The organism is Actinomadura latina NBRC 106108 (assembly GCF_001552195.1).
GTDB classification, from domain to species: Bacteria; Actinomycetota; Actinomycetes; order Streptosporangiales; family Streptosporangiaceae; genus Spirillospora; species Spirillospora latina.
On the sequence record NZ_BCQS01000032.1, the window covers coordinates 78,258 to 104,599 of the forward strand.

A 26,342-nucleotide genomic window follows, 5' to 3' on the forward strand; every position below is an offset into this window, starting at 1 on the left:
TCATCGCACGGTCTTCTTGCCGAAAACCGATTTTGCCCACAGATATCCGAAGACCGTGATTCCGGCGCACCAGACCACGGAGATCCAGCCGTGACTGCCGACCGGGGTGTCCATCATGAGGCCGCGCAGCGCGTCGATGATGTGCGTCATCGGCTGGTTCTCTGTGAACGTCCGCAGCCAGCCCGGCATCGTGTCGGTCGGTGCGAAGGCGCCGCTGAGGAACGGCAGCATCGAGATGAGCGACGCGACGCTCGCGGCCGACGACGTGTTCTGCGCGGCGAGTCCGATCGCGGTCGCGAGCCAGGAGACGGTGAACAGCAGCAGCACCACGAGGCCGGCCGCCTCCAGCAGGCTCGCCGCGCCGCCGGCGGGGCGGAAGCCCATGCCCAGACCGGCGAGGACGACCACGGCGATGCCGACCGCGGTGCGGAGGGTGTTGCCGGCGACGTGCCCGATGAGGATCGAGCCGCGGGAGATGGAAAGGGTCCGGAATCGGTCGATGATGCCCTCGTTCATGTCGCTGCTCACGGCGACCGCGGTGGCACTGGCCGAATATCCGGCGCCCATCATGATGATTCCGGGGATCAGGTAGTCGATGTACTTGATGTCGCCGGTGTTGAGCGCGCCGCCGATCCCGTAGTTCAGCAGCAGCAGGATTATGAGCGGGAGCATGATCGACATGAGCAGGGTCGACGGGTTGCGCATCGTGTGCTTGAGCACCCGGCGGGTCATCGTCGTCGAATCGGACACCGCGAAGGCGAGGGCGCTCATCACATGGCCGCTTTCTGCGCGTCGGGCTCACCGGCGGGTTCGCCGGCGCCCCGATCGGTGACGGCGAAGAAGACGTCGTCGAGATCCGGGGAATGGATGGAGAGGTGGTCGACTTCGACGGACCGGTCGCCGAACCGGTCCAGCAGTTCCTTGAGCGACGCGACACTGCCGTCGCTGGGCACGTCCACCGAGAACATGTCGCGATCGCACGGCAGGTCGCCGAGGACGCGGAGCGCGGCGTCCAGGCTCCCGGCGTCGGCGAACGTCAGCGTCACGTGGCCGCCCGGCACCAGCTTCTTCAGCTCCTGCGGCGTGCCCTCCGCGACCAGCCTCCCGCCGTCCAGCATCGCGATCCGGTGCGCGAGCCGGTCGGCCTCCTCCAGCATCTGGGTGGTCAGGAAGATCGTGGTCCCGTCGTCCACCAGCTCCTGGACGATCTGCCACATCGTGCGCCGGCTGCGCGGGTCGAGGCCGGTCGTCGGCTCGTCGAGGAAGATGATCGCCGGCCGCCCCATCAGGCTCATCGCCAGGTCGAGCCGCCGCTTCATCCCGCCCGAGTAGTTCGCGGCGGCCTTGCCGGCGGCGTCGGCGAGGTCGAACCGCTCCAGCAGCGCGGTCGTTCTCGCCCGCCCCTCCTGCCTGCCCAGATGCGCGAGATCCGCCATCAGGAGCAGGTTCTCCTCGCCGGTGAGCAGCTTGTCGACGGCGGAGAACTGGCCGGTCACGCCGATCGCCGCGCGCACGGCGCGCGGTTCCTTCACCACGTCGTGGCCCGCGACGCGCACGCGGCCGGCGTCGGCGCCGATGAGAGTGGTCAATATCTGCACGGTCGTCGTCTTGCCGGCTCCGTTGGGCCCGAGCAATGAGAAGACGGTGCCGGCCGGAACCTCGAAATCGATACCGTCGAGCACCGTCTGCTTGCCGAACGACTTTCTGAGCCCGGCTACCTCGATCGCGTTGCCCGATGACGCGATGGCCATTTAGCGGTCCTCACCTTCTCATGCGGTGCGGAGGAAATCAGTGAAGGCGCAGACGGTACCACGGCCGAATTCGGGTGACACCAGAGCTTTATGAGAGTTGCGGCCACCGGGTGACGCCCCGTGGAATGCTGCATAAGCTGAGCGTACGCACCGCTCCGGCACGTCACTACGACCGGCCGGGTTAGGGACCGTCGGGATCGGGATTATGGCATGTCACTAAGTCCGGCAGTATCGGCCGGCCCTGCCGAGAAGGCCGCATGCGGATATTCCGCAGCCGACCGAGCGCGCCGCCGGCGGACCATTCCGGCATTGAAGCGCGCTACCTGCGGATGGATACTGGGCGTGCGGCGATGATCACTCTGTGCCGTTTCGAAACCGACCGGCGGCCGATCGCGGTGAAGTGAGCGCGACCGCGCCGGTATACGACGAAAGTCGTATCCCCGTATACAACTCACCGCTCAATCGTTGCTGAGACGCCCCGGTGGTATCGCGGACCGCAGTGGTCCCTGTTTTACTCATCGTGGCCGAGGCGGGCAGGGACCAAGACCAGCTCGCCTTAGGGCTCCGGGATGTTCCACGAGAACAGGGGGCTGCATTGAGCATTACATCCGTCAGTTCGTTTCCGGAGGACGGGGCCACCGGGAGGGCGATCCTTCGAGAGGTGCGCGACAGCGACACCGTCGAGGTCCTCATCGCCGAACTCCTGCCGGCGAACTCACCGCGGCTCGCGCAAGTCGACGAGCATATTCAGGTGCTGTCGGAAGCCGATACCGAACTCCCGCCTATTCTGGTGCATCGTAACACTCTGCGAGTGATCGACGGCATGCACCGGCTCCGCGCGGCGCAGCGCCGCGGCGCCACGTCCATCTACGTCCGGTATTTCGACGGCGACGAGCGCGAAGCCTTCGTGATGTCGGTCCGGCTCAACAGCGCGCACGGGCTGCCGCTGACGCTCGCCGACCGGAAGAACGCGGCACTGCGCATCATCAATTACCACCCGGAATGGTCCGACCGTGCGATCGCCGCGCTGGTCGGCATCTCCGACAAGACGGTCGGCGCCATCCGGCGCCGGGAGGGCGACAACCTCCCGCAGCCCGCCGCCCGCATCGGCCGCGACAACGAGACCTACCCGCTCAGCTCGATGCAGGGGCGGCTGCGCGCCAGCGAGTTGTTCCGGCAGAACCCGAACGCCACCACCCGCGAGGTCGCGCGGCTCGCGCAGATCTCCGCGACCACCGCCAAGGACGTCCGGAACAGGCTGCTGCGCGGCGAGGACCCCGTTCCGCCGAAGCAGCGGGAGAACAGGGGCGCCGCCGCCGGCGAGGCGCCCGTCCGGACCGGGGGGCCGGCACGGCGGCCGCCGACGATCGCGCTCAGCCGGCTGCGCACCGACCCCTCACTGCGCTTCTCCGAGTCGGGCCGCACGCTCCTGCGCTGGCTCGAGGCCCTCGGCAGCGACCCGGACGAATGGGTCTCGATCGCCGACAGCGTGCCCAGCCATTGCGCGCCGGCGGTGGCCGAGATGGCGCGGCAGCGCTCCGAGGACTGGCGCAGTTTCGCCCTGGCCCTGGACCGGCGCGTTCAGGCGACCTCGTGATCCGGCGCATTACGCCGGTAATCTGAGCTCACCGAACTCATATTCCGATAACGGGAGACGCTATGAGCACAAACCCATTCGACGACGAGTCCGGCAGGTTCTTCGTGCTCGTCAACGAAGAAGAGCAGTACTCGCTGTGGCCGGCCTTCGCCGAGGTCCCGGACGGCTGGCGGATCGTTTTCGGCGAGGACGGCCGCGCGGAATGCCTGGACTATGTCGAGAGGACATGGACCGACATGCGCCCCAAAAGCCTCCGGCTGGCCATGGCGGCGGAAGGCGAGAACGGCACCCCCTGAAAAGGGCGGCGAAAAGGCCTGGTCCGCTCGACGATCAAGCGAACCAGGCCTTCGGTGTTCTCAGCGGTCCACCCAGCCGTGGGACTGCGCCAGCACCACCACCCGCTCCCGCACGTCGAGAATCTGCGCTCCCGACAGGGACGGGACGGCATGGAGCAGCGCCTCCGTCAGCTCGCGCTCGAACTCTCTCGCCGAGAGCACGTCGCACAGGTCGTCGCCGTCCGACGGCTCCGTCCGGAGCTGGCGCGCGTCCTGCCGCGCCGGGGCGGCGTCCCGCGACACCACCGTGACCCTGGACGCCTTCGGCCCCCGGTCACCCTCGTCCATGACGAACTCCACGACCTGCCCCGGGAACATCAGGCTCTTGTCCACGAGCAGGTCGTTGACGTGGACGAAGACGTCCTCGCCACCGGATTCGGGTGCCACGAACCCGTACCCCTTGATCCGGTCGAACGATACGACCGATCCTCTAGTCACCACAGACCACCCACATCCACCCAGCAAGTCGAGCGTATACGCGTCCTCTCGAAATGTAGCGGCTCCTACCGCTCGGACGCCCGCACCCTCCGCAGCCAGCCGTGCCGGTCCGGCAGCCGTCCGGCCTGCACGCCGGAGAGCGCGTCGAAGAGCCGGCCCGTCACCTCGCCCGGCGACCCGTCGCCGACCGTCCAGCCGCCCTCCTCGGATCTCACCTCGCCGACGGCGGTGATGCGGGCGGCCGTGCCGCACGCGAACACCTCGCTGATCTCCCCGGATTCGCATCCGGCGCGCCAGCCGTCGAGGCTCACCGCCTCCTCCGCGGCCGGGACGCCGAGCGCGGGCGCGAGGCGCAGGATCGAGTCCCGGGTCACGCCGGGCAGCAGGCTGCCGTTCAGCGGCGGCGTCACCACACGCGCGTCCGGCCCGGCGCCGTGGACGAAGAACAGATTCATTCCGCCCATCTCCTCGACCCAGCGGCGTTCCACCGGGTCGAGCCAGACGACCTGGTCGCAGCCCCGCTCCCTGGCCGCCTCCTGGGCCATGAGCGAACCGGCGTAGTTGCCGGCGCACTTGGCGGATCCGGTGCCGCCGGGCGCGGCGCGCGAGAACTCCTCGGTGACCCAGACGGTGACCGGACGCTGCCCGGACCCGAAGTAGCCCTCGGTGAGGAAGGCCATGAGCAGGAAGCGGTACTCGCGCGCGGGACGCAGGGCCAGCGTGCGCTCGGTCGCGAAGATGATCGGACGCAGGTACATGCTGACGCCCGGGTCGTCGGGGAGTGCCCGCTGGTCCGCGCCGACGAGCGCGTCCACCGCCGCCAGGAAGTCGGCCTCGGGCAGCTCCGGCATCATGAGCCTGCGGGCGGACGCGCGCAGCCGGGCGGCGTGCGCCTCCGGCCGGAAGACGGCGACGCCGCCGGGCACGCGGTGCGCCTTCAGGCCCTCGAAGACGACCTGCCCGTAGTGCAGGCCGATCATGGCCGGGTCCAGGACGAGCGGCGCGTGCGGCTGCAGCGACATGCCGTGCCAGCCGCGGTCGGCGGTCCATTCCAGCGAGACCATGTGGTCGGTGAACGCCGTGCCGAACGCGAACGATCCGGGGCCCGTCTCCGCGCGTGGGGAATCAGAACTCGTGAGCATTTCAGACCTCCCGCTTCCGGCTACACCAGCGGCGTGAAGAAATAGGTGTCCCGCCGGGCGATCCGCGCGCCGCCGAAGACGAAGAAGTCGGCGAAGCGGAGGTCGACCTCGGTGCCGTCCTTCAGGACGCCCGCGAAGGCGCCGGTGACCGCGATCTGGGAGCCGTGCGCCACGACCCGGTCCAGCGTGTGGCGGCCGCGGTCGATGACGCGTCCGCCGCCGTAGAACACGGCCAGGTCGGCGCGTCCGCGCATGACGGGGTGGCCGGGACGGCTGTAGACGGCGTCGTCGGCGAACAGGTCGAGCAGCCCGTCGACGTCGCCGGCGTCGACCAGCCGGTAGTACTCGCGGACGGCCGCTTCTTCCAGGTCGGTTTCCTGGGGCTGGTTCAGCATGGGCGGATTTCCTATCTCGGAGGTCGATGGAAAATGGGCGTCGAAAATGCCGATCCTCCGCAACCCATTTCGCGAATTGCCGCCTGACGACGTCACTACATCAGGGCTCGCCGACGTCCGTCAATCGGCGGCCGGGCCGGATCCGCGCGGCGCCGAGTTCGGCCGCCAGAAAGGTTCGGCTCCGTATTCCGAGCTTGCGGTAGACGCGGGTGAGGTGCTGCTCGACGGTGCTGACCGTGATGCGCAGGTCGCCGCTGATCTCCTGGTTCGTCAGGCCGAGCGCGGCGAGTTCCGCGACGCGCATCTCGGCCTCACTGATCGATTCCGCGCCGCCGGCCCGCTCAGCCCGCTCGCCGGCCTCGGCCCCGGTCTCGCGCCGCCCGGACCGCTCCAGCATCCGGGCGGTCCGGCGCGCCTCCCACCGGTCGCCGCTCTCGGCGAACTTCCCGGCGGCCCGCCCGAGGCCCGTCCCCAGGCCGGCGGGCTCCCCGGCGAGCGCGAGCACCCGCAGGGACAGTCCGCGGGTGTAGGCGTCGGTCTCGGCCGCCAGGTCCAGCTGCCGGACGGCGAGGTCCCGCGCGGCGCCGAGGTCGCCGAGTTCGAGGTGCGCGGCGGCCAGGTCCGCGCGCCACGGGGCGATGACCGGCAGGTCGGCGCCCCGGGCGGCGAGCATCCGCCGGCACTCCTGGAAGTCGCCGACCGCCGCGAGGAGCTGCCCGGTGGCCAGGTGGTACTGGCCGCGCGCCCGGACGTACCGGATGCCGGCGACCGTCCCGTACATCCCCTCCGGGACGTGCCGGGCAAGGACGGCGGCGGCGCGGTCGTACGCGCCCTCCGCCGTGTACGCGAGGAGCAGCGTGCCGAGCGGGTCGCAGATCGCCGGCCCCCAGTCCTGGTCCGGCAGCAGGCTCAGCGCCTCCCGGGCCAGGTCGGCCGCGTGGCCGGGGTCGCCCGCGCGCATGGCGGCTCCGGACCACATGCCGGTGAGCGCCGCCTGCCAGGTCGCCGCGCCGCGCCGGGCGGCCTCGGCCCGCAGGGAGCACCACCAGGTCTCGGCCTCGTCGGTCCGGCCGGCGTAGACGAGCGCGAGGAGCGCGGTCAGCAGCGCTTCGAGGGTGTCGTCCGCGAGCCGGCAGCCGCTGAGGATCCGCTCGGCCGCGGCCGTGGACGCCTCGTTCCCGGACTGGCGCCAGATGCGCGACAGCTCCGTCGCGGTGGACCGCCAGGGGTCGTCCTCCTGGACGGGGCCGGGCAGCGCGGGGCCGGCGGGTCCGAACCACCACTCGTAGGCGAGCCGGAGCCCGGTCCCGGTGCGGGCGCCGCCCTGGCCGGCCGCGGCCTGCCACGCGTCCCGGCAGGCCGCCTCGTCCCCCTGCCAGATTGCCCTGCGCGCGATGGCGGCGGCGTCGGCCGCCGGCGCCGGGCCCTCCGGCGGCAGTTCCAGGAGCGCGTCGAGATAGAACCCGCCGGCGGACGGGCTCACGCGCCAGGTGCTCCGGGCCAGCGATCGCAGGATCGGCCGCCGGTCGCCGTCCGTGGCCGCCGAGGCGAGCGCCAGGTCGAGGCACTGCCTGCCGAAATCGGCCGCGTCGCCCGCGGTGGCCTGCTCCGCGGCCCGCAGCAGCGCCGCCACCGCCCAGCGCCCCGCCCCGGAGCCGGCGGCGAGCAGGTGCGCGGCCACCTCCCGCGGCGGCGCCGCCCGCTGCGCCTTCAACTCGGCCGCCCGCCGGTGGGCCGCCGCCCGCGTCTCCGGCGCGAGCCCGCCGAGGACGGCCGCCTCGACGGCGGCGTGCCGGAACCGGCCGCCGGCCAGCAGCCCGGAGCCGGTCAGCGCCTCGGCCGCCGCCTCGGCGGCGCCGGGCGGGATCCGCGCCAGGCCGGCGATGACCGGGGGCGAGGACCCCGGGCCGAAGACGGCGATCGCGCCGGCCGCCTCGCGCAGCGGCGGGTCCCAGCGGTCCAGGTAGGAGAGCACGGCCGCGGCGAACGCCCCGGCGGGCGCCGGCGCGCCGATGGCGCCGCTGCCGAGGTAGTCCTCGATCAGGGCGTCGACCAGCATGGGAATGCCTGCGCTGAGCGCGTGGACCCGGGCCGCCAGGGGGTCGCCGACGCGCTCGCCGAGCCGGTCGCGGAGCCGGTCGCGCACGGCGGCCCCGGACAGCGGCGCCAGCCGGACGTGGTGGTGCGCGTGCCGGGTGAACGGCAGGTCCCGGCCCGCCGCGCCCGGACGTTCGCGGACGCTGACGACGATCGTCAGCCGTGCCGAGCGGAGCCTGCGCTGGAGGTGCTGGAGCAGCAGCACCGAGGCGCGGTCCGCGAGATGGACGTCGTCGACGGCGATGACCACCGGCTGTTCGCGGGCCGGCCTCAGCAGCACCTGGGCGAGCCGCCGGACCAGGTGCGCGGCGGCCGGCGGCACCTCGGCGGCGGAGTGCGCGCAGAGCGCCGCGCCGTGGAAGGCCTCGATGACGCGCCCGGCCTCCTCCGCCGCGGCCTGGGGCAGCCCCGGCCCGCTGACCAGCTGGTCGATGACGCCGAAGGCGAGTTCCCGCTCGTCCGCCGCGCCGGTGGCGCTCAGCGCGCACACGCCGTCCCGGGCGGCGGCGTCGAGGAGGCCGCCGAGCAGCACGGTCTTCCCGCACGCGACGCCGCCGCTGACGAGGACCAGCCGCCCCTCCCCCGCGCGGTCGTCCGCGAGGCGCTCGCGCAGGGACGCGAGCGCCTCGTCCGGCCCCAGCTCGGCCACCGGTCCGCCGGTTCCGCCGGTCAGGCCGACGCCGCCGGTGCGAAGGAGAAGCGCGCCGGGGCCATGTCGAGAGCGGCGACGGCGCGGAAGAGCTCCTCGTTCAGCGATTTGATGCGCACCTGGTCGGGGACGGCCGAGTCCCGTTCCCGCATGATGGACTGGGAGATGCCCAGAATCGGCACGAGTTCGTCCACGCCGAGCCCCTTTCCCTCCAGATAGGGCAGCGCCCAGAAGTCGAAGTCGTACAGCGGAAGCCACACCGACTCGGTGACCTTCTCGAACATGACGTCGCACCAGTTCGCGGCTTCGCGCGCGGTCATCGTCTTATGCGACCAGTCGTACGCCGCGCCCTTGATATCCCACAGTTCCCTGTTCTTGTAGACCGGGGCGCGCGTATTTCCCCACCACGGCTGCGCCCGCCAGAAGGTCGGCGCGGTCTCGTTGAGGAAGTCGATCGTGTTCTGCATCGTCCGGTCGTTCTCCCCGGGAAAGCCGACGATGATGGACGCGAACGTGGTGATGCCGCGTTCCTTGAGCCGGGCGACGCCGGTGCGGTACTGGTCGTCCTGCGCCAGCTTGTTCATGTTGGCGAGGATGCTCGGGTCGCCGGACTCGATGCCGAGGAAGACGCCGCGGCAGCCGCTCTGCTGGGCGAGGTCGAAGGTCTCCTCGTCGCGGGCGTTCGAGCAGCGGAAGTAGGAGTACCAGTTGAGGCCGAGGTCCTCCTCGATCATCATCTTGCACAGTTCCTTGAACCGCTTGGGCGGGACGTTGAAGGTGTCGTCCACGAACACGAGGGTCTTGACGCCGAGTTCGGCCAGCGACCTCAGCTCGTGCCGCACCGTCTCCACGGAGGCCGTGGTCAGGGCGCCCGCGCGCATGGGGTAGTCGCAGAAGCTGCACTTGAACGCGCAGCTGCGCGCGGTGCGGGTCTGGGCCGTGACGCCGATCTGCTCCCGGCTGAAACCGGACCAGTCGATCGCGCAGGCGTCGAGGTCGTTGGCCTCGGGGGTGCGCGGGCCGGCGGTCCAGGTGCCGCCGTCCGCGCAGGTCACGAGGTTCGGGATGGACGCGAGCGGGCGGCCGGCGGCGAGCGCCCGGCACAGTTCGGCGAGCGCGGCCTCCCCCTGGGACTCCACGATGTAGCTGTCGGCGCCCATGCCGTGGAGCAGGTCCTGGGCCATCCCGGTGACGCCGTCCGCGCACAGGTTGTCGATCAGCGGGCCGCCGACGACGATGTGCGAGTCCGGCGAGTACCGCCGGACGAAGTCGACGACGGGCAGCACGGGCATGATGTTGACGTAGAACGTCGTCGTCACGGCCACGACGCGCGGGCCGCGGGCCAGCAGTTCGGCGAGCCGTTCCTGCTCGGCGCTGAACAGCGAGATCGCCTCGGCGGTCAGGCCGGCCCCGCGGAGGAAACTGCTGAGATAGAGGCCGGCGAGGTTGTGCACCTCGCCCACATGGTAACGGTCGTCGCGTCCGGTCGCCTTGTTCCGCAGGGCGCTCAGCCCGTCCATCCAGGACATCGGGAGGCCGTCGACCTCCAGATACTCTTTGCTGTAAATCTGCAGGGTCGGCGACCCCGCGCCGCTGCCCTCGCACATCGCGCGATAGTCCTGGAAATCTCCCTCGTTATACCCGATGACCACGCAGTCGAGCGGTGCATTCATGAATTCTTCCCTCGTCATATCGGGTCTCGTCATATCGGGCGGGACCAGCGCAAGATCAGACTAAGGGCTCCGGCCCGGCCTGATAAGAGCCGCTACTCGACCGCGTTTTCGCCGAGCGCGGCGCGCACGAGTTCGTCCACGCTCATTCCCATGACCGTTTCCGTCACTTCCCCGCCGCCGTTCACCTCCCCGCCGCCGTTCACCTCCCCCGCGCCGTTCTCCGGGCCGGGCGGCGCGGGGACGTCCGCCACCCCGAGTTCCCCGGCCAGCAGCCCGGCCAGCGCGCGCGGGTTCGGATGGTCGAACATCAGCGTCGCGGGAAGGCGCAGGCCGGTGGCGGACTGGAGGCCGTTGCGCAGTTCTACGGCGGCCAGCGAGTCCAGTCCCATCTCGCTGAATCCGCGGTCCGCGTCGATGTCCCGGACGTCGCCGTGCCGCACGGCCGCCGCGTGCGAGCGGACCAGGTCGATCAGCACGTCCATGCCCGCCTCGGCGGACAGGTCCGCCAGCCGCCGCCGGAGCGCCGCGCCGGCGGGCCCTCGCGGGGCGGCGCCCGCGGCCGCCGCCGTGCCGCGCCGGGCGGGCGCCGTCCGGACCGCCAGGCCCCGGAGCACCGGCGGGAGCAGCCCGGCGTCCCGGCCGGCCAGCCGCGCGGCGTCGATCCGCATCGGCACCAGGGCGGCCTGGTCGAGCGCGACCGCCTCGTCGAACATGGCCAGCCCCTCGGCCGCGGAGAAAGGCGGGAGTCCGAGCGCCGCCATGGACCGCTCGTCGCGTTCCGCGTCGGCCTCACCTCGTCCGGGATGGGCGCCGAGCCGGGTCCGGACCGTCCACAGTCCGAAGGACAGCGACGACGCGGGACGGCCCTCGGCGCGGCGCCGCGCCGCGAGGGCGTCCAGGAAGCGGTTCGCGGCGGCGTAGTTGGCCTGCCCGGCGCCGACCGCGAGCCCGGACACGGACGAGAACAGCACGAACGCCGTCAGGTCCAGGTCCCTGGTCAGCACGTGCAGGTTCCACGCGCCGTCGATCTTCGGCCGGACGACCCGGTCCAGCCGCTCGCCGTCGAGGTCGGCGAGGGTCGCGTTGTCCATCACGCCCGCCGCGTGCACCACGGCGCGCAGCGGACGGCCGGCGGGGACCGCCGCCAGCACGGCCGCCAGCTCGTCCCGGTCGGCGACGTCGCAGGCGGCGACCTCGACCTCGGCTCCGAGGCCGGTCAGCGTCCCGACGAGGCCGGCCGCGTCCGGGGCGGCGGCTCCGGTGCGGCTGACGAGCAGCAGGTGCCGGACGCCGTGCGCCGACACCAGGTGCCGCGCCACGAGGGCGCCGAGCCCGCCGGTGCCGCCGGTGACGAGCACCGTCCCGCCGCGGTCCCAGGGCGCCGGCCGCTCCGGGTCCGAGCCGGGCACCGGCGCCAGGCGCGGCACCCGGATCTCGGCGCCGCGCACGGACATCTCGGCCTCACCGGTGGCGAGGACGGCCGGCGGGAGCCCGCCGTCCAGCAGGTCGACCAGGACGAAGCGGCCGGGGTGCTCGGCCTGCGCCGCGCGGACCAGGCCCCACACCGCCGCCTGGCCGGGGTCCACCGCGCCGGGGTCCACCGCGCCGGCGTCCACGGCCGCGCGCGTGACGATCACCAGCCGGGACCGCGCGAACCGGTCGTCCGCCAGCCAGTCGCGCAGCAGCGCCAGCACCGAGTGGAGCAGCGCGCTCGCCGCCGCCGGGACCCGGTCCTCCGCGGCCGGGGCCCGGTCCTCTGCGGCGGCCCGGGCCGCGGCGGGGCACTCGAAGAGCACGACCTCGGGCACCGGCGCCCCGGCGGCCAGTCCGCGCAGGTCGTCGAAGGCCGCCGCCCCGGGGAGGCCGAGCCCCGCGCCGCGTCCCAGCACGGCCCAGCCCCCGGTGTCCGGCGCGGCCGCCGTGCCGAGCGGCAGCGAGTCCCAGCCGAGCCGGAACATCGTCTCCCGCATGCGGGTCCCGGTCGCGGCCGCCGCGGCGGCCGCCACCCGGTCGGGGGTGACGGCCCGGACCACCAGGGACTCCACGGTGGCCACGGGGCGCCCGCCGGTGTCGGCCAGCTCCAGCCGCACCGCGTCCGAGCCGTCCGCCGCCCCCGTCCCGGCCCAGTTGATCCGCACCCGGAGGCGGGTCGCACCGCCGGTGTGCACGCCGACCCCGGTCCAGGCGAAGGGCAGCATCGTCGCGCCGACGTCCTGCGGCCTGCGGCCGCCGAGGAAGTCGGTGGCGCTGAGGGCGGCGTCCAGGAGCGCGGGGTGCAGGCGGTAGCCGGCGGCGTCGCCGGCCGCCTCGTCCGGAAGCGCGACCTCCGCGAAGACCTCCGGGCCCCGGCGCCAGAGGGCGCGCAGCCCGCGGAACATCGGGCCGTAGTGGTAGCCCTGCCCCGTCAGGTAGTCGTAGACGCCGGTGATGTCGACCTCGTCGGCGCCTTCGGGCGGCCATGCGGCGTCCGGGGCCGCGGGCGCGGGAGGCGGGAGTTCGGCGGGGGCGAGGACGCCGGTGACGTGCCGCGTCCACGGGACGTCCGACCCGGCGCCCTCCATGCGCGAGTACACGGCGAACGAGCGGCGGCCGGACTCGCCGGCGCCGCCGACGACGGCCTGGATCGCGGTCGCGCCGTCCGCCGGCACCGGCATCACGGCCTCGATCGTCAGCTCCTCGACGACCGGGCAGCCCGCCTCTTCGCCGGACCGCACCGCGAGCTCCACGTAGCCGGTGCCCGGGAACATCACGGTGCCGAGCACGTCGTGGTCGGCCAGCCACGGCTGGGCCGCGTGCGACAGCCGGCCGGTCAGGGTCACTCCCCCGGTCTCGGGCGCGGCGACGACCGCGCTCAGCAGCCGGTGCGCGGCGTCGTCCTGGCCGTGCGCCGCCGCGCCCGCGGCGACCGGCTCCGGGTCGAACCAGTACCGCTGCGCCTCGAACGCGTAGGCGGGCAGCTCGACGCGGCGCGCGCCCGTCCCGTCCAGGACGGCCCGCCAGTCGACCCGGCCGCCGTCGGTGTGGAGCAGCGCGAGGCTCTCGGCCAGCGTGCCGGCCTCGTCGGCGCCCTTGCGGGCCGCCGGCACCGCGAGCGCGGGCCGCCCGTCGAGGACGGCCGCCGCCAGCGGGGCGAGCACCGCGTCCGGCCCGATCTCCAGGTACCGGACGGCTCCCTGATCGGCCATGGTCCGCACGGCGGCGGCGAAGCGGACGGGTTCGCGGACCTGCCGGACCCAGTAGTCGGGCGAGGCGAGCTCACCGGGGGCGGCGAGCCGGCCGGTGACGGCCGACACGACCGGCAGCCCGGGTTCGGCGAAGTCGATGCCGGCGGCGACGGCGCGGAACTCGTCCAGCATCGGTTCCATGAGCGGCGAGTGGAAGGCGTGCGAGACGTTCAGCCGGGACGCCTTCGGGAACCGGGACGCCACGGCCAGGACTTCGGCCTCCGCACCCGAGATGACCGTGGCCTCGGGGCCGTTCACCGCGGCGACGGCGACCCCGGCGGTGAGGTGGGGGCGCACCTCCTCCTCGGCGGCGCGTATCGCGGCCATCGCCCCGCCCGGCGGCAGCGCCTGCATGAGGCGGCCGCGCGCGGCGACCAGGCGGCACGCGCCGGGCAAGGGCAGCACGCCGGCGACGTACGCCGCGGCCAGTTCGCCGATGGAGTGGCCCGCGACCATCGCCGGCCGGACGCCCCACGACTCCAAGAGGCGGAACAGCGCGACCTCGTACGCGAACAGCGCGCACTGCGTGAAGCCGGTCCGGTCGAGTTCGGCGGAGTCCGCGGCGCCGATCACGTCGCGCAGCGGGCGCGGGAGCAGCGGGTCGAGGAGGTCGCAGACCTCGTCGAAGGCGGCGGCGAACACGGGGTGGGCGGCGGCGAGGGCGCGGCCCATGCCGGGACGCTGGCAGCCCTGGCCGGAGAAGAGGAAGCCGGTGAGCCCGTCGGTGTCGGCGGCCCGGCTCCGGACCGGCGCGCCCGGACCGGGGTCCTCGCCCGCCGCGAGCGCGGACAGGGCGCGCAGCGCCTCGTCCCGGCCGGCGGCGCGGATCGCGACCCGGTGCTTGAGCGCCGCCCGCGTCGTGGCCAGCGAGTATCCGACGTCGAGCAGGCGCAGCGACGGGTCGGCGGCGAGGCGGTCGCGCAGCCGCCCGGCCTGCGCCGCGAGCCGCCGCTCGGACGCCGCGGACAGCAGCAGCGGGACGGTGCCCGGCCCGGCCGCCGGACGCGGCGCGGGCGCGGGCGGCGCGGGCGCGGGCGGCGGGGTCTCCGCGGGCGCCTCCTCGATGATCACGTGGCAGTTGGTGCCGCTGAGCCCGAACGAGGAGATCCCGGCCCGGCGCGGCCCGGCGGCGTCCCAGGGGCGCGCCTCCGCCAGGAGCCGGACGTCGCCGGCGCTCCAGTCGACCTCCCGGCTGGGCTCGCCGGCGTGCAGCGTCATCGGCAGCCGGCGGTGCCGCAGCGCCATCACCATCTTGATGACGCCGCTGACCCCGGCCGCCGCCTGCGCGTGCCCGATGTTCGACTTGACCGAGCCCAGCCAGAGCGGCCGTCCCGGTTCGCGGTCCCGCCCGTACACCTCGATCAGGGCCTGCGCCTCGATCGGGTCGCCGAGCCGGGTGCCGGTGCCGTGGCCCTCGACCGCGTCCACGTCGCGCGGGGACAGCTCCGCCGCCCGCAGCGCGGCCCGGATCACCCGCTGCTGGGACGGTCCGTTGGGCGCGGTCAGCCCGTTCGAGGCGCCGTCCTGGTTGACCGCCGAACCGCGCACGACGGCGAGGACCCGGTGGCCGTTGCGCCGCGCGTCCGACAGCCGCTCCAGGACGAGCAGCCCGACGCCCTCGGACCACGCGGTGCCGTCGGCGGCGGACGAGAAGGCGCGGCACCGGCCGTCCGGCGACAGCCCCCGCTGCCGGCTGAAGTCGACGAAGATGTCGGGGGTCGGCATCACGGTGACGCCGCCGGCGAGCGCGAGCGCCGTCTCGCCCTGGCGCAGCGACTGCGCGGCCGTGTGCAGGGCGACCAGCGACGACGAGCAGGCCGTGTCCACGGTGACGGCGGGGCCCTCCAGGCCGAGGCAGTACGCGACCCGGCCGGACGCGATGCTCCCCGCGCTCCCGTTGCCGAGGTATCCGGCGAGGTCGTCCGGCGCGGTGCCGGGGCGGCGGCCGTACTCGCCGTACATGATCCCGGCGTACACGCCGGTCCGGCTGCCGCGCAGCGAGTGCGGGTCGATGCCGGCGTCCTCGAACGCCTCCCACGCGGTCTCCAGGAGCAGGCGCTGCTGCGGGTCCATGGCGACGGCCTCGCGCGGCATGATGCCGAAGAACTCGGGGTCGAAGTCGGCGGCGTCGTGCAGGAACCCGCCCTGCCGCACGTAGGTGCGGCCTGGGACGCCCGGCTCCGGATCGTAGATCAGCTCGGTGTTCCAGCCGCGGTCCGCCGGGAACCCGGTGATCGCCTCGCGGCCCTCGGCGACGAGCCGCCACAGGTCCCCGGCGCTCCGCACGCCGCCCGGGAAGCGGCAGCCGATCCCGACGACGGCGATCGGCTCGGCCGCTGCGGCGGGACGTGCCGCAGCGGCCGGGGCGGCGGCCGGGCGGCCGGACGCGGCGAGGCGCTCGTCGAGGAAGGCGGCGATGGCGCGGACGCTCGGGTGGTCGAAGACGAGGGTCGCGGGCAGCCGGGTACCGGTCGCCGAGCCGAGCGCGTTGCGCAGCTCGACCGCCGCCAGGGAGTCCACGCCGAGGTCGCGGAGGGGGCGGTCCGGGTCGATCGCGTCCCCGCCGGTGTGGCCGAGGACCGACGCCAGCGTGCCGCGCACCTCGTCCAGCAGTGCGCGCCGGCGCTCCAGGGCGGTCATGGCCGCCGCATACCGGCCGGCTCCGGAAGGCCGCCGGGACGCCGGGTGGCGGGCGGGCGCCAGGCCGCGGAGCACGGGCGGGAGCGCGTCCCCCCGCGCCGCGAGGGCGCGGCGGTCGGTCCGCAGGACGGTCACGGCCGCGTCGCCGACCCGGAGCGCGGCGTCGAAGAGCGCGAGGGCGTCGTCCGGGTCGAGCGCAGGCAGCCCGAGCCGCGCCATCCGGTTCAGGTCGGCGTCCGCGAGCGGCCCGCCGAGGCCGGTGTCCACGGCCCACATGCCGTAGCCGAGCGCCAGGGCGGGCAGGCCCTCCGCCCGGCGGCGGGCCGCGAGGGCGTCGAGGAAGACGTTGGCGGCGGCGTAGCCGCCCTGCCCGGCGGCGAGCGCCGTACCGCCCGCGGAGGACAGCAGCACGAACGCCTTGAGGTCCAGATCGCGGGTCAGCTCGTGCAGGTGCCAGGCGCCGGCGGCCTTCGGGCGCAGCACCGCCGCGAGGCGCTCCGCGGTGAGCTCGGCCAGCACGCCGCCGCCGGCGACGCCCGCCGCGTGGACCACGGCGGTGAGCGGCCGGTCCGCGGGGATCGCGGCGAGCACGGCTTCGAGTGCCGCGCGGTCGGAGACGTCGCAGGAGGTGATGACCGCGTCGGCGCCGAGCGCGGCGAGGTCCGCCCGCAGCTCCGCCGCTCCCGGCGTGCCGGGGCCGCGGCGGCCGGCCAGCACGAGGCGCCGGACGCCGTGGCGCCGGACGAGGTGCCGGGCGAGCAGAGCGCCGAGACCGCCGGCGCCGCCGGTGATCAGGACGGTGCCGCTCCACGGGCCCGGCTGATCGTCCGCCGCCGGGCGCGCCGGGCCCGCCGGTACGGGCGCGAGCCTGGGGACGAGCACGGCGCCGTCCCGGATCGCGACTTCCGGCTCGCCGAGCGCCAGCACCGAGGGATCGAACGCGGCGCCCTCGTCCAGGTCGACGAGCACGATCCGGCCGGGGTGCTCGGCCTGCGCCGCGCGGACGAGACCCCACACGGGCGCCTGGACGACGTCGGCCGTGTCGCCGGGCCGGGCCGCGACGCCGCGCACGGTCTGGACGACGAGCACCGGCCCGTCCTCGGTCCCGCCGGCCAGCCACGCCCGCACTTCGGCCAGGACGCGGGCGGCGACGGCCTCGGCGGCGTCCGGGACGGAGGCGTCGCCTGGCTCGGCGGCGTCGCCGGGCTCGGCGGTGACGGCCAGCAGCTCGTGCGCCGGCACGCCTCCCCCGGCGGCTCCGGCCGGGACCCAGTCCAGGCGGAGCAGCGAGCCACCGGTGCCGCCGCCCGCTGTGAGCCGGCCGGGGCGCACGGCCCGGCTCGCCAGCGAGCGGACCCGCAGCACCGGCCGGCCGTCCAGGTCGGTGGCGGAGATCTCCGTCTCCTCCTCGCCGCGCAGCCTGCGCAGCCGCACCCGCAGCGCGCCGCTTCCCGCCGCCTTCAGCTCGACTCCGCTCCACGAGAACGGCAGCAGGGTCGCGCCGCCCTCACCGTCGCCCTCACCGTCGCCCTCACCGTCGCCCTCACCGTCACCGTCGCCCTCACCGTCACCGTCGCCGTCACCGTCACTGCCGCCGTCGTCGCCGCCGGCCAGCAGGTCGGCGTGCATCGCGGCGTCGAGGAGCGCGGGGTGCAGGAGGTACGAGCGCGCTTCGGCGGCGGCCTCGGCGGGCAGCGCGACCTCCGCGAAGACGTCGTCGCCGGCGCGCCAGGCGCGGCGCAGCCCCTGGAACGCGGGGCCGTACCCGTAGCCCCGCGCGGCGAGGCGCTCGTAGGCGTCGTCGACCGGCAGTTCGGCGGCGTCCGGCGGCGGCCACGCGGCCGGCATCCCGGACGTCTCCCCGTCCGCGTCGTCCGCGGTGAGGACGCCCGCCGCGTGCCGGGTCCAGGGCTCCTCCCCGGCCCCCTCGGGACGCGTGTGGATCTGGATCGGCCGCGACCCGCCGTCCGAGGCGGCGCCGACGCTCACGCGCAGCACCACCGCGCTCCCGGAGCAGGGCAGCGGCCGTTCCAGCGTCAGCTCCTCGATCCGGCCGCAGCCGACGTGCTCGCCGGCGCGAAGCGCGATCTCGACGAAGCCGGTGCCGGGGAGCAGGACGCCGCCGAGCACCTCGTGGTCGGCGATCCAGCCGGGGGCGCGGGCGGACAGCCGGCCGGTGAAGACCACGGCGTCCGTGTCCGGCCCGGCGATCGCGGCGGACAGCATCGGATGGCCGATCGCGTCCTGGCCGGCCGCGCCGGCGCCGTTCCCGGCCGGCGCCGCGTCGAGCCAGTAGCGGCGGCGCTGGAACGCCTGCGTCGGCAGCGGGACGTGGCGGCGCGGCCCGCCGCCGAAGAACGCCTTCCAGTCGACGGTTCCGCCGCGCGCGTGCACGTGGCCGAGGCCCGTGACGATCGTTTCCTCCTCGTCGCGCCCGCGGCGCATCGCGGGGACGAACGCCATGCCGTCCTCGCCCGCGCATTCCGTGCCGAGCGCGGTCAGCACGGAGTCGGGCCCGAGTTCCAGCGCCGTGGCGACTCCCCGTTCCGCCAGGGTCGCGACCCCGTCGGCGAACCGGACCGGTTCGCGCACCTGCCGCACCCAGTGACCGGGCCGGCAGAGCCCCGCCTCGTCCGCCACCTCGCCGGTCACGGACGAGACGATGGGGATATCGGGGGCCGCGTAGGTGAGGCCGCCCGCGACCTCGGCGAACGGCTCCAGCATCGGCTCCATCAGCGGCGAGTGGAACGCATGGCTGACCCTGAGCCCGGTCACGCCGCGGCCCTCGGCGGCCAGGTCCGCGGCGATCCGCCGGACCTCGTCCGCCGCGCCGGAGATCACGGTCGCCGCCGGGCCGTTGACCGCGGCGATGCCGACGCCTCCGCTGAGCCGCGGCGCCACATCGGCCTCGGCGGCCCGGATCGCGGCCATCGCGCCGCCCGCCGGCAGGTCCTGCATGAGGCGTCCGCGCGCGGCCACCAGCCGCGCCGCGTCCGCGAGCGACCACACCCCGGCCGCGTACGCCGCGGTGAGCTCGCCGATCGAGTGGCCGAGCAGGACGGCGGGGCGCAGCCCCCAGGAGCGCATCAGCCGGAACAGCGCGGCGCCGACGGCGAACAGCGCGGGCTGGGCGAACTCGGTCCGGTCGAGCAGCGCCGCGTCGTCGCCCCACATGACGTCGCGCAGGGGGCGGTCCAGTTCGGCGTCGAACGCGGCCAGCACCTCGTCGAAGGCGTCCGCGAAGGCGGGGAAGGCGGCGTGCGCCCCGCGTCCCATGCCGGGCCGCTGCGCGCCCTGCCCGGTGAACAGGAACGCCGGCCTGCCCGGACGTGCCGTGCCGGTGAGCGTCAGCGCCGCCAGGCCGCCGACCAGGTCGCGCCGGGTCGAGCCGATGACGACGGCGCGGTGTTCGAGGGCCGCGCGGCCGGTGGCGAGGGCTGCCCCGATGTCGGCGAGGTCGTCCTCGGCGGCCGACTCGGCGAACCGGCGCAGCCGGCCGGCCTGCGCGCGCAGGCCGGCGGCGGACCGCCCCGACACGAGCCACGGCGTGATCGTGCCGTGCGGGCGCGCGGCGGGTCGGGCCGGTCCGGCGGGGTCCGGCCGGGGCGCCTCCTCCAGGATCACGTGGGCGTTCGTGCCGCTGATCCCGAACGAGGAGACCGCGGCCCGGCGCGGGCCGCCGCGCTCGGGCCAGGGCATCGCGCCGGTGAGCAGCTCGACCGCGCCGTCCGACCAGTCGACCTGCGCGGAGCCCTCGGCGGCGTGCAGCGACTTCGGCAGCACCCCGTGCCGCATCGCCAGCACGGTCTTGATGACCCCGGCCGCTCCGGCCGCCGCCTGCGTGTGCCCGATGTTCGACTTGACCGAGCCGAGCCGGAGCGGGTCGCCCGGCTCCCGGTCCCGGCCGTAGGTCGCCATCAGCGCCTGCACCTCGATCGGGTCGCCGAGCCGGGTGCCGGTGCCGTGGCCCTCGACGGCGTCGACGTCGCGCGGGGTCAGGCCCGCCGCCCGCAGCGCGGCCCGGATCACCCGCTGCTGGGACGGCCCGTTGGGCGCCGTCAGCCCGTTGGACGCGCCGTCCTGGTTGACCGCCGAACCGCGCACGACGGCGAGGACTGGGTGGCCGTTGCGCCGCGCGTCCGACAACCGCTCCACCAGGACGAGCCCCGCCCCCTCGCCCCAGCCGGTGCCGTCGGCGCCCGCGCCGAACGACTTGCAGCGTCCGTCCGGCGCCTGCCCGCCCTGCCGGGTCATGTCGACGAACGTGTCGGCCGTCGCCATCACGGTGACGCCGCCGGCGAGGGCCAGCGAGCACTCGCCGTTCCGCAGCGCCTGGACCGCCAGGTGCAGGGCGACCAGGGACGACGAGCAGGCGGTGTCGACGGTGAGGGCGGGTCCCTCCAGGCCGAGGGTGTAGGCGACCCGGCCGGACACGACGCTCGCCAGCCCGCCGTTGCCGAGGTGGCCCGCGATCTCCTCGGGCACCGGGCCGAGCCGCGTCCCCCAGTCGTGGTACATCACCCCGGCGTAGACGCCGGTGTCGCTGCCGCGCAGCGAGTGCGGATCGATGCCCGCGCGTTCGAGGGCCTCCCACGCGACCTCCAGCAGCAGCCGCTGCTGCGGGTCCATCGCCCGCGCCTCGCGCGGGCTGATGCCGAAGAAGTCCGCGTCGAAGTCCGCGGCGTCGTAGAGGAACCCGCCCTCGCGGGTGACGCTGGTTCCGGCGCGGCCGCCGGGGTCGTAGAGGTCGTCGGGCCAGCCGCGGTCGGCGGGGAACGGGCCGACGGCGTCCGTCCCGTCCGCCACCAGCCGCCAGAGGTCCTCGGGGGACGCCACGGACCCCGGATAGCGGCAGGCCATGCCGATGACGGCGATCGGCTCGCCCGGCGCGGCGACCCGTGCCGGCGGGCGCGCGGGGGCGGGCTCCGGCCGCTCGGCGGCGAGCTCGCCGAGGGTCTCCCCCAAGTGCCGGGCCAGCGCGGCGGGCGTCGGGAAGTCGAAGGTCAGCGTGGCGGGCAGGGACAGCCCGGTCGCCGCCGTCAGCCGGTTGCGGAGTTCCACGGCGGACAGCGAGTCGAAGCCGAGGTCGCCGAAGGCGCGGCCGGCGCCGACCGCCTCGGCGCCGTCGTGGCCGAGGACGGCCGCCGCGTGCAGGCGCACGAGGCCGAGCAGCCGGTCGGCGCGCTCCTCCGCGGGGAGCGCGGCGAGCGCCGCGGCGGGCGATCCGCGTTCCGGCGGCGCGCCGGCGCGGGCCGGGCGCGGGGACGGGCCGGCGACGTTCCGCAGCAGCGCGGGCACCCCGTCCGGCCGGTCGCGGAGCGCCCCCGTGTCGACGCGCACCGGGACGGCCGCCGCCGGGGCGCCGAGGAGGGCGATGTCGAGCAGTTCGAGGTTCTCGCCGGGGTCGAGCGGGGCGAGGCCGGACCGGACGATACGGGCCGTCGCGGCGGCGTCGAGCCCCGCGCCCATGCCGGTGCCGGCCCACAGCCCCCAGGCGAGCGAGACGGCCGGGAGGCCGAGGGACCTCCGGTGCGCGGCGAGCCCGTCCAGGTAGCCGTTCGCGGCGGCGTAGCCGGCCTGCCCCGGCGCGTCGAAGAGCGCGGCGGTCGAGGAGAACAGCACGAACGCGGCCAGTTCGGTGCCGCGGGTCAGCTCGTGCAGGTGCCAGGCGCCGTCGGCCTTGGGACGGAGGACCGTGTCCAGGCGCCGCGCGGTGAGGTCGCCGATGAGGCAGTCGTCGATGACGCCGGCCGCGTGGAACACCCCCGTCAGCGGCCGGTCCGCGGGGATCGCCGCCAGCAGCGCGGCCACCTGCGCCGCGTCGGCCACGTCGCAGGACGCGATCGTCGCCTCCGCGCCGAGTCCGGCGAGGTCCGCCCGCAGCGCCTCCGCCGCCGGGGCCGCCGGGTCGCCGCGGCCCGCCAGCAGCAGGTTCCGGACGCCGTGGACGGCCGCGAGGTGCCGCGCGACGTGCGCGCCGACACCGCCGGTCCCGCCGGTGATCAGGACGGTGCCGGCCGGGTCGAGGGGCGGCGCGCCGCCGCCGGGTCCGGCCGGGGCGAGCCGGGGCACCAGCACGCGGCCGGAGCGGACGGCCACCTCGGGCTCGCCGGCCGCGACCGCCGCCGCGAGGAGGCGCCCGGCGTCCGGCGATCCGTCGAGGTCGGCCAGCACGAGCCGGCCGGGGTGCTCCGCCTGCGCGGACCGGACCATGGCCCACGCCGCGGCCAGGGCCGGGTCGGGGACCTCGTCCTCGCCGGCCGCCACCGCGCCGCGCATCGCGACCACGACCGGGCCGGCCGCGGCGGGGTCGCCGAGCCGGTCCTGGACGGCTTCCAGCACGGCCCCGGTGACCGCTCGCACGGCGTCCGGGCCCGCTCCCCCGGCCGGCTCGGCCGCCGCCACGACGGTCTCCGGCAGGAGGGTCTCCGGCTCCCGGTCGGCGGGCTCCACCGCGAGCGCCGACCAGCCCACGCGGTACAGGGGGCCGCGCCCGGCGGCCCGCGCCGCGCGGAGCCCCGCCTCGGACACCGGCCGGACGAGGTAGGACGAGATGGCCGCCACCGGCGCGCCGGCCGGGTCGTAGAGGGAGATCGAGGCCCGGTCGCCGGCGTCGGCGGCGATGTGCACGCGCACCGCCGTGGCCCCGGACGCGACCGCTTCGACGCCGCTCCACGCGAACGGCAGCCGGATCCGGTCGTCGGGCGGCGGCCCCCAGGCGAGGTCCGTCGCGTGCAGCGCGGCGTCGAGCAGGGCCGGGTGCAGCCCGAAGCCCGGCGCGTCCACTCCCTCGGGCAGCGCGACCTCGGCGAACACGTCGGCGCCGCGCCGCCACACCGCGCGCAGCCCCCGGAAGGCCGGGCCGTACCGGTAGCCCTGCTCCGCGAGGTCCCGGTAGAGGTCCGGGACGTCGACGGGGGACGCGTCCGGCGGCGGCCATGGCGCCGGTCCCGGGTCGAGCGGGCCGGCCGGGGACGCGGCGAGGGTTCCGCTCGCGTGCCGCGTCCACGGCGGCGGGGCCGGCCCGTCGCCGGTCCGCGAGTACAGCTCGACGGCGCGGCGGCCCCGCCCGTCGAGCGGCCCGACGCGGACCTGGAGCGTGACGGAACCGGTCGCGGGGATCGGCAGCGGGGCCTCCATGGCGAGGTCCTCCACCACGGTGCAGCCCGTCTCCGCGCCGGCCCGCAGGGCGAGGTCGAGGTAGGCGGTGCCGGGCAGCAGGACCGCTCCGTCGATCACGTGGTCGCCCAGCCAGGGATGCGCGGCGAGCGAGACCCGGCCGGTGAGGACCGTCTCGTCCGATCCGGCCGTGCGGATCGCCGCGCCGAGCAGCGGGTGCGCGACCGCCGTCTGGCCGAGGGACGCCGCGTCCGCGCCGGCCCGGACTGGCGCGAGCCAGAAGCGGCGGCGCTGGAACGGGTACGGCGGCAGCGCGGCATGGCGCGCGCCCCGGCCGGCGAAGTAGGCGGGCCAGTCCGCGCCGGCTCCCCTGGCGACGGCGGTCGCGACGGCGTCCGCCACGGTCCGCTGCTCGTCCCGGCCGCGGCGCAGCAGGGGGACGAAGGCGAGCGGCGCGGCGTCGTCCACGCACTCGGGGCCCATCGCCGACAGGACGGCGTCGGGGCCGGCCTCCAGGAAGGTGGTGACGCCCCGGCCCACGAGGCTCCGGACGGCGTCGCGGAACCGCACGGGCTCACTGACGTGCCGCACCCAGTAGTCCGGCGCCGACAGCTCCGAGTCGGCCGCGGGACGCCCGGTCACCGTGGAGACGACCGGGATCCGCGCCGGCCGGAAGTCGACGACCTTGGCGGTGCGGCGGAACTCCGCCAGCATCGGCGCCATCAGCGGCGAGTGGAACGCGTGCGAGACCCGCAGCGCCCTGACGCGCCGGCCGAGGCCGGCGAAGTGCGCCGCGATCCGCGCGGTCTCGGCCTCGGCGCCGGACACGACCACGGCGCGGTCGCCGTTGACGGCGGCGATGCCGGCGAGGTCGCCGAGCAGGGGCAGGACCTCCTCCTCGGCCGCCTCGATCGCCGACATCGCGCCACCCGCCGGGAGTTCGCTCATGAGCCGCCCGCGCGCGGCGACCAGCAGCGCCGCGTCGGGCAGCGACAGGACGCCGGCGATGTGGGCGGCGGCGAACTCGCCGACCGAGTGGCCCGCGACGGCGTCCGGCCGCAGCCCCCAGGACTCCAGCAGCCGGCAGAGCGCGACCTCGACCGCGAACAGCGCCGCCTGGGCGTGGTCGGTGCGGTCGAGCAGCGCGGCGGCGCGCGAGCCGGGCGCGGCGAACAGGACGTCCCGCAGCGGCGTGTCGAGCTGGAGGCCGAGGTGGTCCGCCGCCTCGTCGAACGCGGCGGCGTACACGGGGTACCGCTCGTACAGCTCGCGTCCGGCCTCCGCGCGCTGGCTGCCCTGGCCGGTGAACAGGAACGCCAGCGCACCGGACGCGGCCGTGCCGGTGACGACGCCGGGGGCGGGCTCGCCGGCGGCGACGGCGCCGAGGCCGCGCGCCAGCTCCGCGCGGTCCGCCGCGACCACGACGGCGCGGTCGTCGAGGACGGCGCGCGTGGTGGCCAGGGAGAACGCGAGGTCGAGGGGTTCGGCGTCGAGCCGCGCCAGCTGCGCCGCGCGGGCGCGCAGCGCCGGGCCGCCGCGCGCCGTGACGACCACCGGGACGGGCTCGGCGCCCGCGGGGGGCGGCGGGGCGTCCTCGGCCGGCTCGTCCCGACCGGGGGCCTCCTCCAGGATGACGTGCGCGTTCGTGCCGCTGATCCCGAACGACGACACCCCGGCCCGCCGCGGACGCCCGCCGCGCGGCCACGGCACCGGCTCGGTCAGCAGGCGCACCGACCCGGCGGACCAGTCGACGTGCGGCGTGGGCGCGTCGATGTGCAGCGAGCGCGGCAGCCCGGCGTGCCGCATCGCCATGATCATCTTGATGGCGCCGGCGACGCCCGCCGCGGCCTGGGCGTGCCCGAGGTTCGACTTGACCGAGCCGAGCCACAGCGGCGCGCCGGCCGCCCGGTCCCGCCCGTACTCGGCGAGGATCGCGCGGGCCTCGATCGGGTCGCCCAGCCGGGTGCCGGTGCCGTGGCCCTCCACCGCGTCCACGTCGGCGGGGGCCAGGCCGGCGTCGGCGAGCGCCTGCCGGATCAGCCGCCGCTGCGCGGGCCCGCTCGGCGCGGTCAGCCCGTTGGAGGCGCCGTCCTGGTTCACCGCGGTGCCGCGCACCAGCGCGAGGACGCGGTGCCCGCGCCGCCGCGCGTCGGCGAGCCGCTCCACCACCAGCAGGCCGGCGCCCTCGGCGAAGCCGGTGCCGTCCGCCGCCGCCGCGAACGCCTTGACCCGGCCGTCGGCGGCCAGCCCGCGCTGCCGGCTGAACGCCGTGAACGTCGCCGGGCTGCCCATGACCGCGACGCCGCCGGCGAGGGCGAGCGAGCACTCCCCCCGGCGCAGCGCGTTCACCGCCAGGTGCAGCGCGACGAGCGAGCCGGAGCAGGCGGTGTCGACCGTGACGGCCGGCCCCGCCAGCCCCAGCAGGTAGGCGACGCGGCCGGTGATGACGCTCGGCGCGTTGCCCGTCATCAGGTAGCCGTCCAGGCCCTCCGGGGCGTCCTGGACGCGCGTCCCGTACTCGTGGCCTTCGGCGCCGACGTAGACGCCGGTGTCGCTGCCGCCGAGCGACAGCGGGTCGATGCCCGCGTCCTCTAGGGCGTGCCACGCGGTCTCCAGGACGAGCCGCTGCTGCGGGTCCATGGCGCGGGCCTCGCGCGGGCTGATGCCGAAGAACTCCGCGTCGAACAGGGTCGCGGTGTCCAGGAACCCGCCGCGGTCGGCGTAGCTCGTCCCGGTGCGGTCCGGGTCGGGGTCGAAGTACCCGTCCAGGGCCCAGCCGCGGTCGGCCGGGAACGGGCCGAGGACCTCGCGGCCCGCGTCGACGAGCCTCCAGAGGTCCGCCGGCCCGGACACGCCGCCGGGGAAGCGGCAGCCGATCCCGACGACCGCGATCGGGTCGCCGGGGTCGCCGCCCGGTCCGGCCGGGTCCGGGCGCCGCGCGGGCGGCGGGGCGAGGCCCAGCAGCTCGGCCCGCAGGTACTCGGCCAGCAGCGCCGGCGTCGGGTGGTCGAAGGCGGCGGTCGGCGGGATCGGCAGCCCGGTGGCCGCGCCGAGCCGCTCCTGGAGGTCGACCAGCGCGAGCGAGTCGAGCCCGGCGTCCCGGAACGACTCGCCGGGCCCCGGCTCCCCGGCGTCGTCCTGCGGCCTGCTCCGGCGCAGCGCGGCGAGGCCCGCCGCGCGGACCAGGCCGGTCAGCACCCGCCGCTGCTCCGGCACGGTCAGCCCCGCCAGTCCGGGCGGGATCGCGGGCGGCTCGGACTCGCTCATCGGCATGCTCCGCTT

General features: G+C 75.8%; 11 protein-coding genes. 3 read left to right on the forward strand and 8 right to left on the reverse strand.

Annotated features, from left to right (window positions below):
• Together AL2_RS30600 and AL2_RS30605 are read right to left on the reverse strand one after the other, a co-directional pair.
• A complete protein-coding gene (locus AL2_RS30600; protein ID WP_067639781.1) occupies positions 1 to 771 on the reverse strand; it encodes an ABC transporter permease in 771 nt (256 codons plus the stop codon).
• Positions 771 to 1,751, reverse strand: a complete 981-nt coding sequence (locus AL2_RS30605; RefSeq protein WP_067639782.1) for an ATP-binding cassette domain-containing protein — start codon at positions 1,749 to 1,751, stop codon at positions 771 to 773. The genes AL2_RS30600 and AL2_RS30605 overlap by 1 nt, the downstream gene beginning before the upstream one ends.
• 257 nt (positions 1,752 to 2,008) lie before the next feature.
• On the opposite strand from AL2_RS30605, the gene AL2_RS37765 reads away from it, so the two are divergent.
• The 3 genes from AL2_RS37765 (at position 2,009) to AL2_RS30615 (ending at position 3,644) form a co-directional block, all read left to right on the forward strand.
• The gene (locus AL2_RS37765) at positions 2,009 to 2,155 is read left to right on the forward strand and encodes a hypothetical protein (RefSeq protein ID WP_157438458.1); all 147 of its coding nucleotides are present in this window, start codon (positions 2,009 to 2,011) and stop codon (positions 2,153 to 2,155) included.
• Positions 2,156 to 2,412: 257 nt separating this feature from the next.
• A complete protein-coding gene (locus tag AL2_RS30610; RefSeq protein ID WP_210748724.1) occupies positions 2,413 to 3,348 on the forward strand; it encodes a ParB/RepB/Spo0J family partition protein in 936 nt (311 codons plus the stop codon).
• 62 nt (positions 3,349 to 3,410) lie between these two features.
• Positions 3,411 to 3,644 (forward strand): MbtH family protein, encoded by a 234-nt coding sequence (locus tag AL2_RS30615; protein ID WP_067639783.1) that lies wholly within the window; start codon positions 3,411 to 3,413, stop codon positions 3,642 to 3,644.
• A 60-nt stretch (positions 3,645 to 3,704) separates the two neighbouring features.
• Here AL2_RS30615 and AL2_RS30620 read toward each other — a convergent pair whose 3' ends face one another.
• The 6 genes from AL2_RS30620 to AL2_RS39505 all read right to left on the reverse strand — a co-directional run bounded on the left by AL2_RS30620 (position 3,705) and on the right by AL2_RS39505 (position 26,327).
• Positions 3,705 to 4,121, reverse strand: coding sequence for a cold-shock protein (locus tag AL2_RS30620; RefSeq protein ID WP_067639839.1), 417 nt, complete (start codon positions 4,119 to 4,121; stop codon positions 3,705 to 3,707).
• A gap of 65 nt (positions 4,122 to 4,186) precedes the next feature.
• Entirely contained in the window at positions 4,187 to 5,263 is a 1,077-nt protein-coding gene (locus AL2_RS30625; protein ID WP_067639787.1) for a branched-chain amino acid aminotransferase, read from the reverse strand.
• A gap of 20 nt (positions 5,264 to 5,283) precedes the next feature.
• Positions 5,284 to 5,658 (reverse strand): nuclear transport factor 2 family protein, encoded by a 375-nt coding sequence (locus tag AL2_RS30630; protein ID WP_067639789.1) that lies wholly within the window; start codon positions 5,656 to 5,658, stop codon positions 5,284 to 5,286.
• Positions 5,659 to 5,758: 100 nt separating this feature from the next.
• The gene (locus tag AL2_RS30635; protein WP_067639791.1) at positions 5,759 to 8,404 is read right to left on the reverse strand and encodes an AAA family ATPase; all 2,646 of its coding nucleotides are present in this window, start codon (positions 8,402 to 8,404) and stop codon (positions 5,759 to 5,761) included.
• A gap of 20 nt (positions 8,405 to 8,424) precedes the next feature.
• Entirely contained in the window at positions 8,425 to 10,077 is a 1,653-nt protein-coding gene (locus tag AL2_RS30640; protein ID WP_067639793.1) for a PhpK family radical SAM P-methyltransferase, read from the reverse strand.
• Positions 10,078 to 10,169: 92 nt separating this feature from the next.
• A complete protein-coding gene (locus AL2_RS39505; RefSeq protein WP_245667043.1) occupies positions 10,170 to 26,327 on the reverse strand; it encodes a type I polyketide synthase in 16,158 nt (5,385 codons plus the stop codon).
• Positions 26,328 to 26,342: the final 15 nt, after the last annotated feature.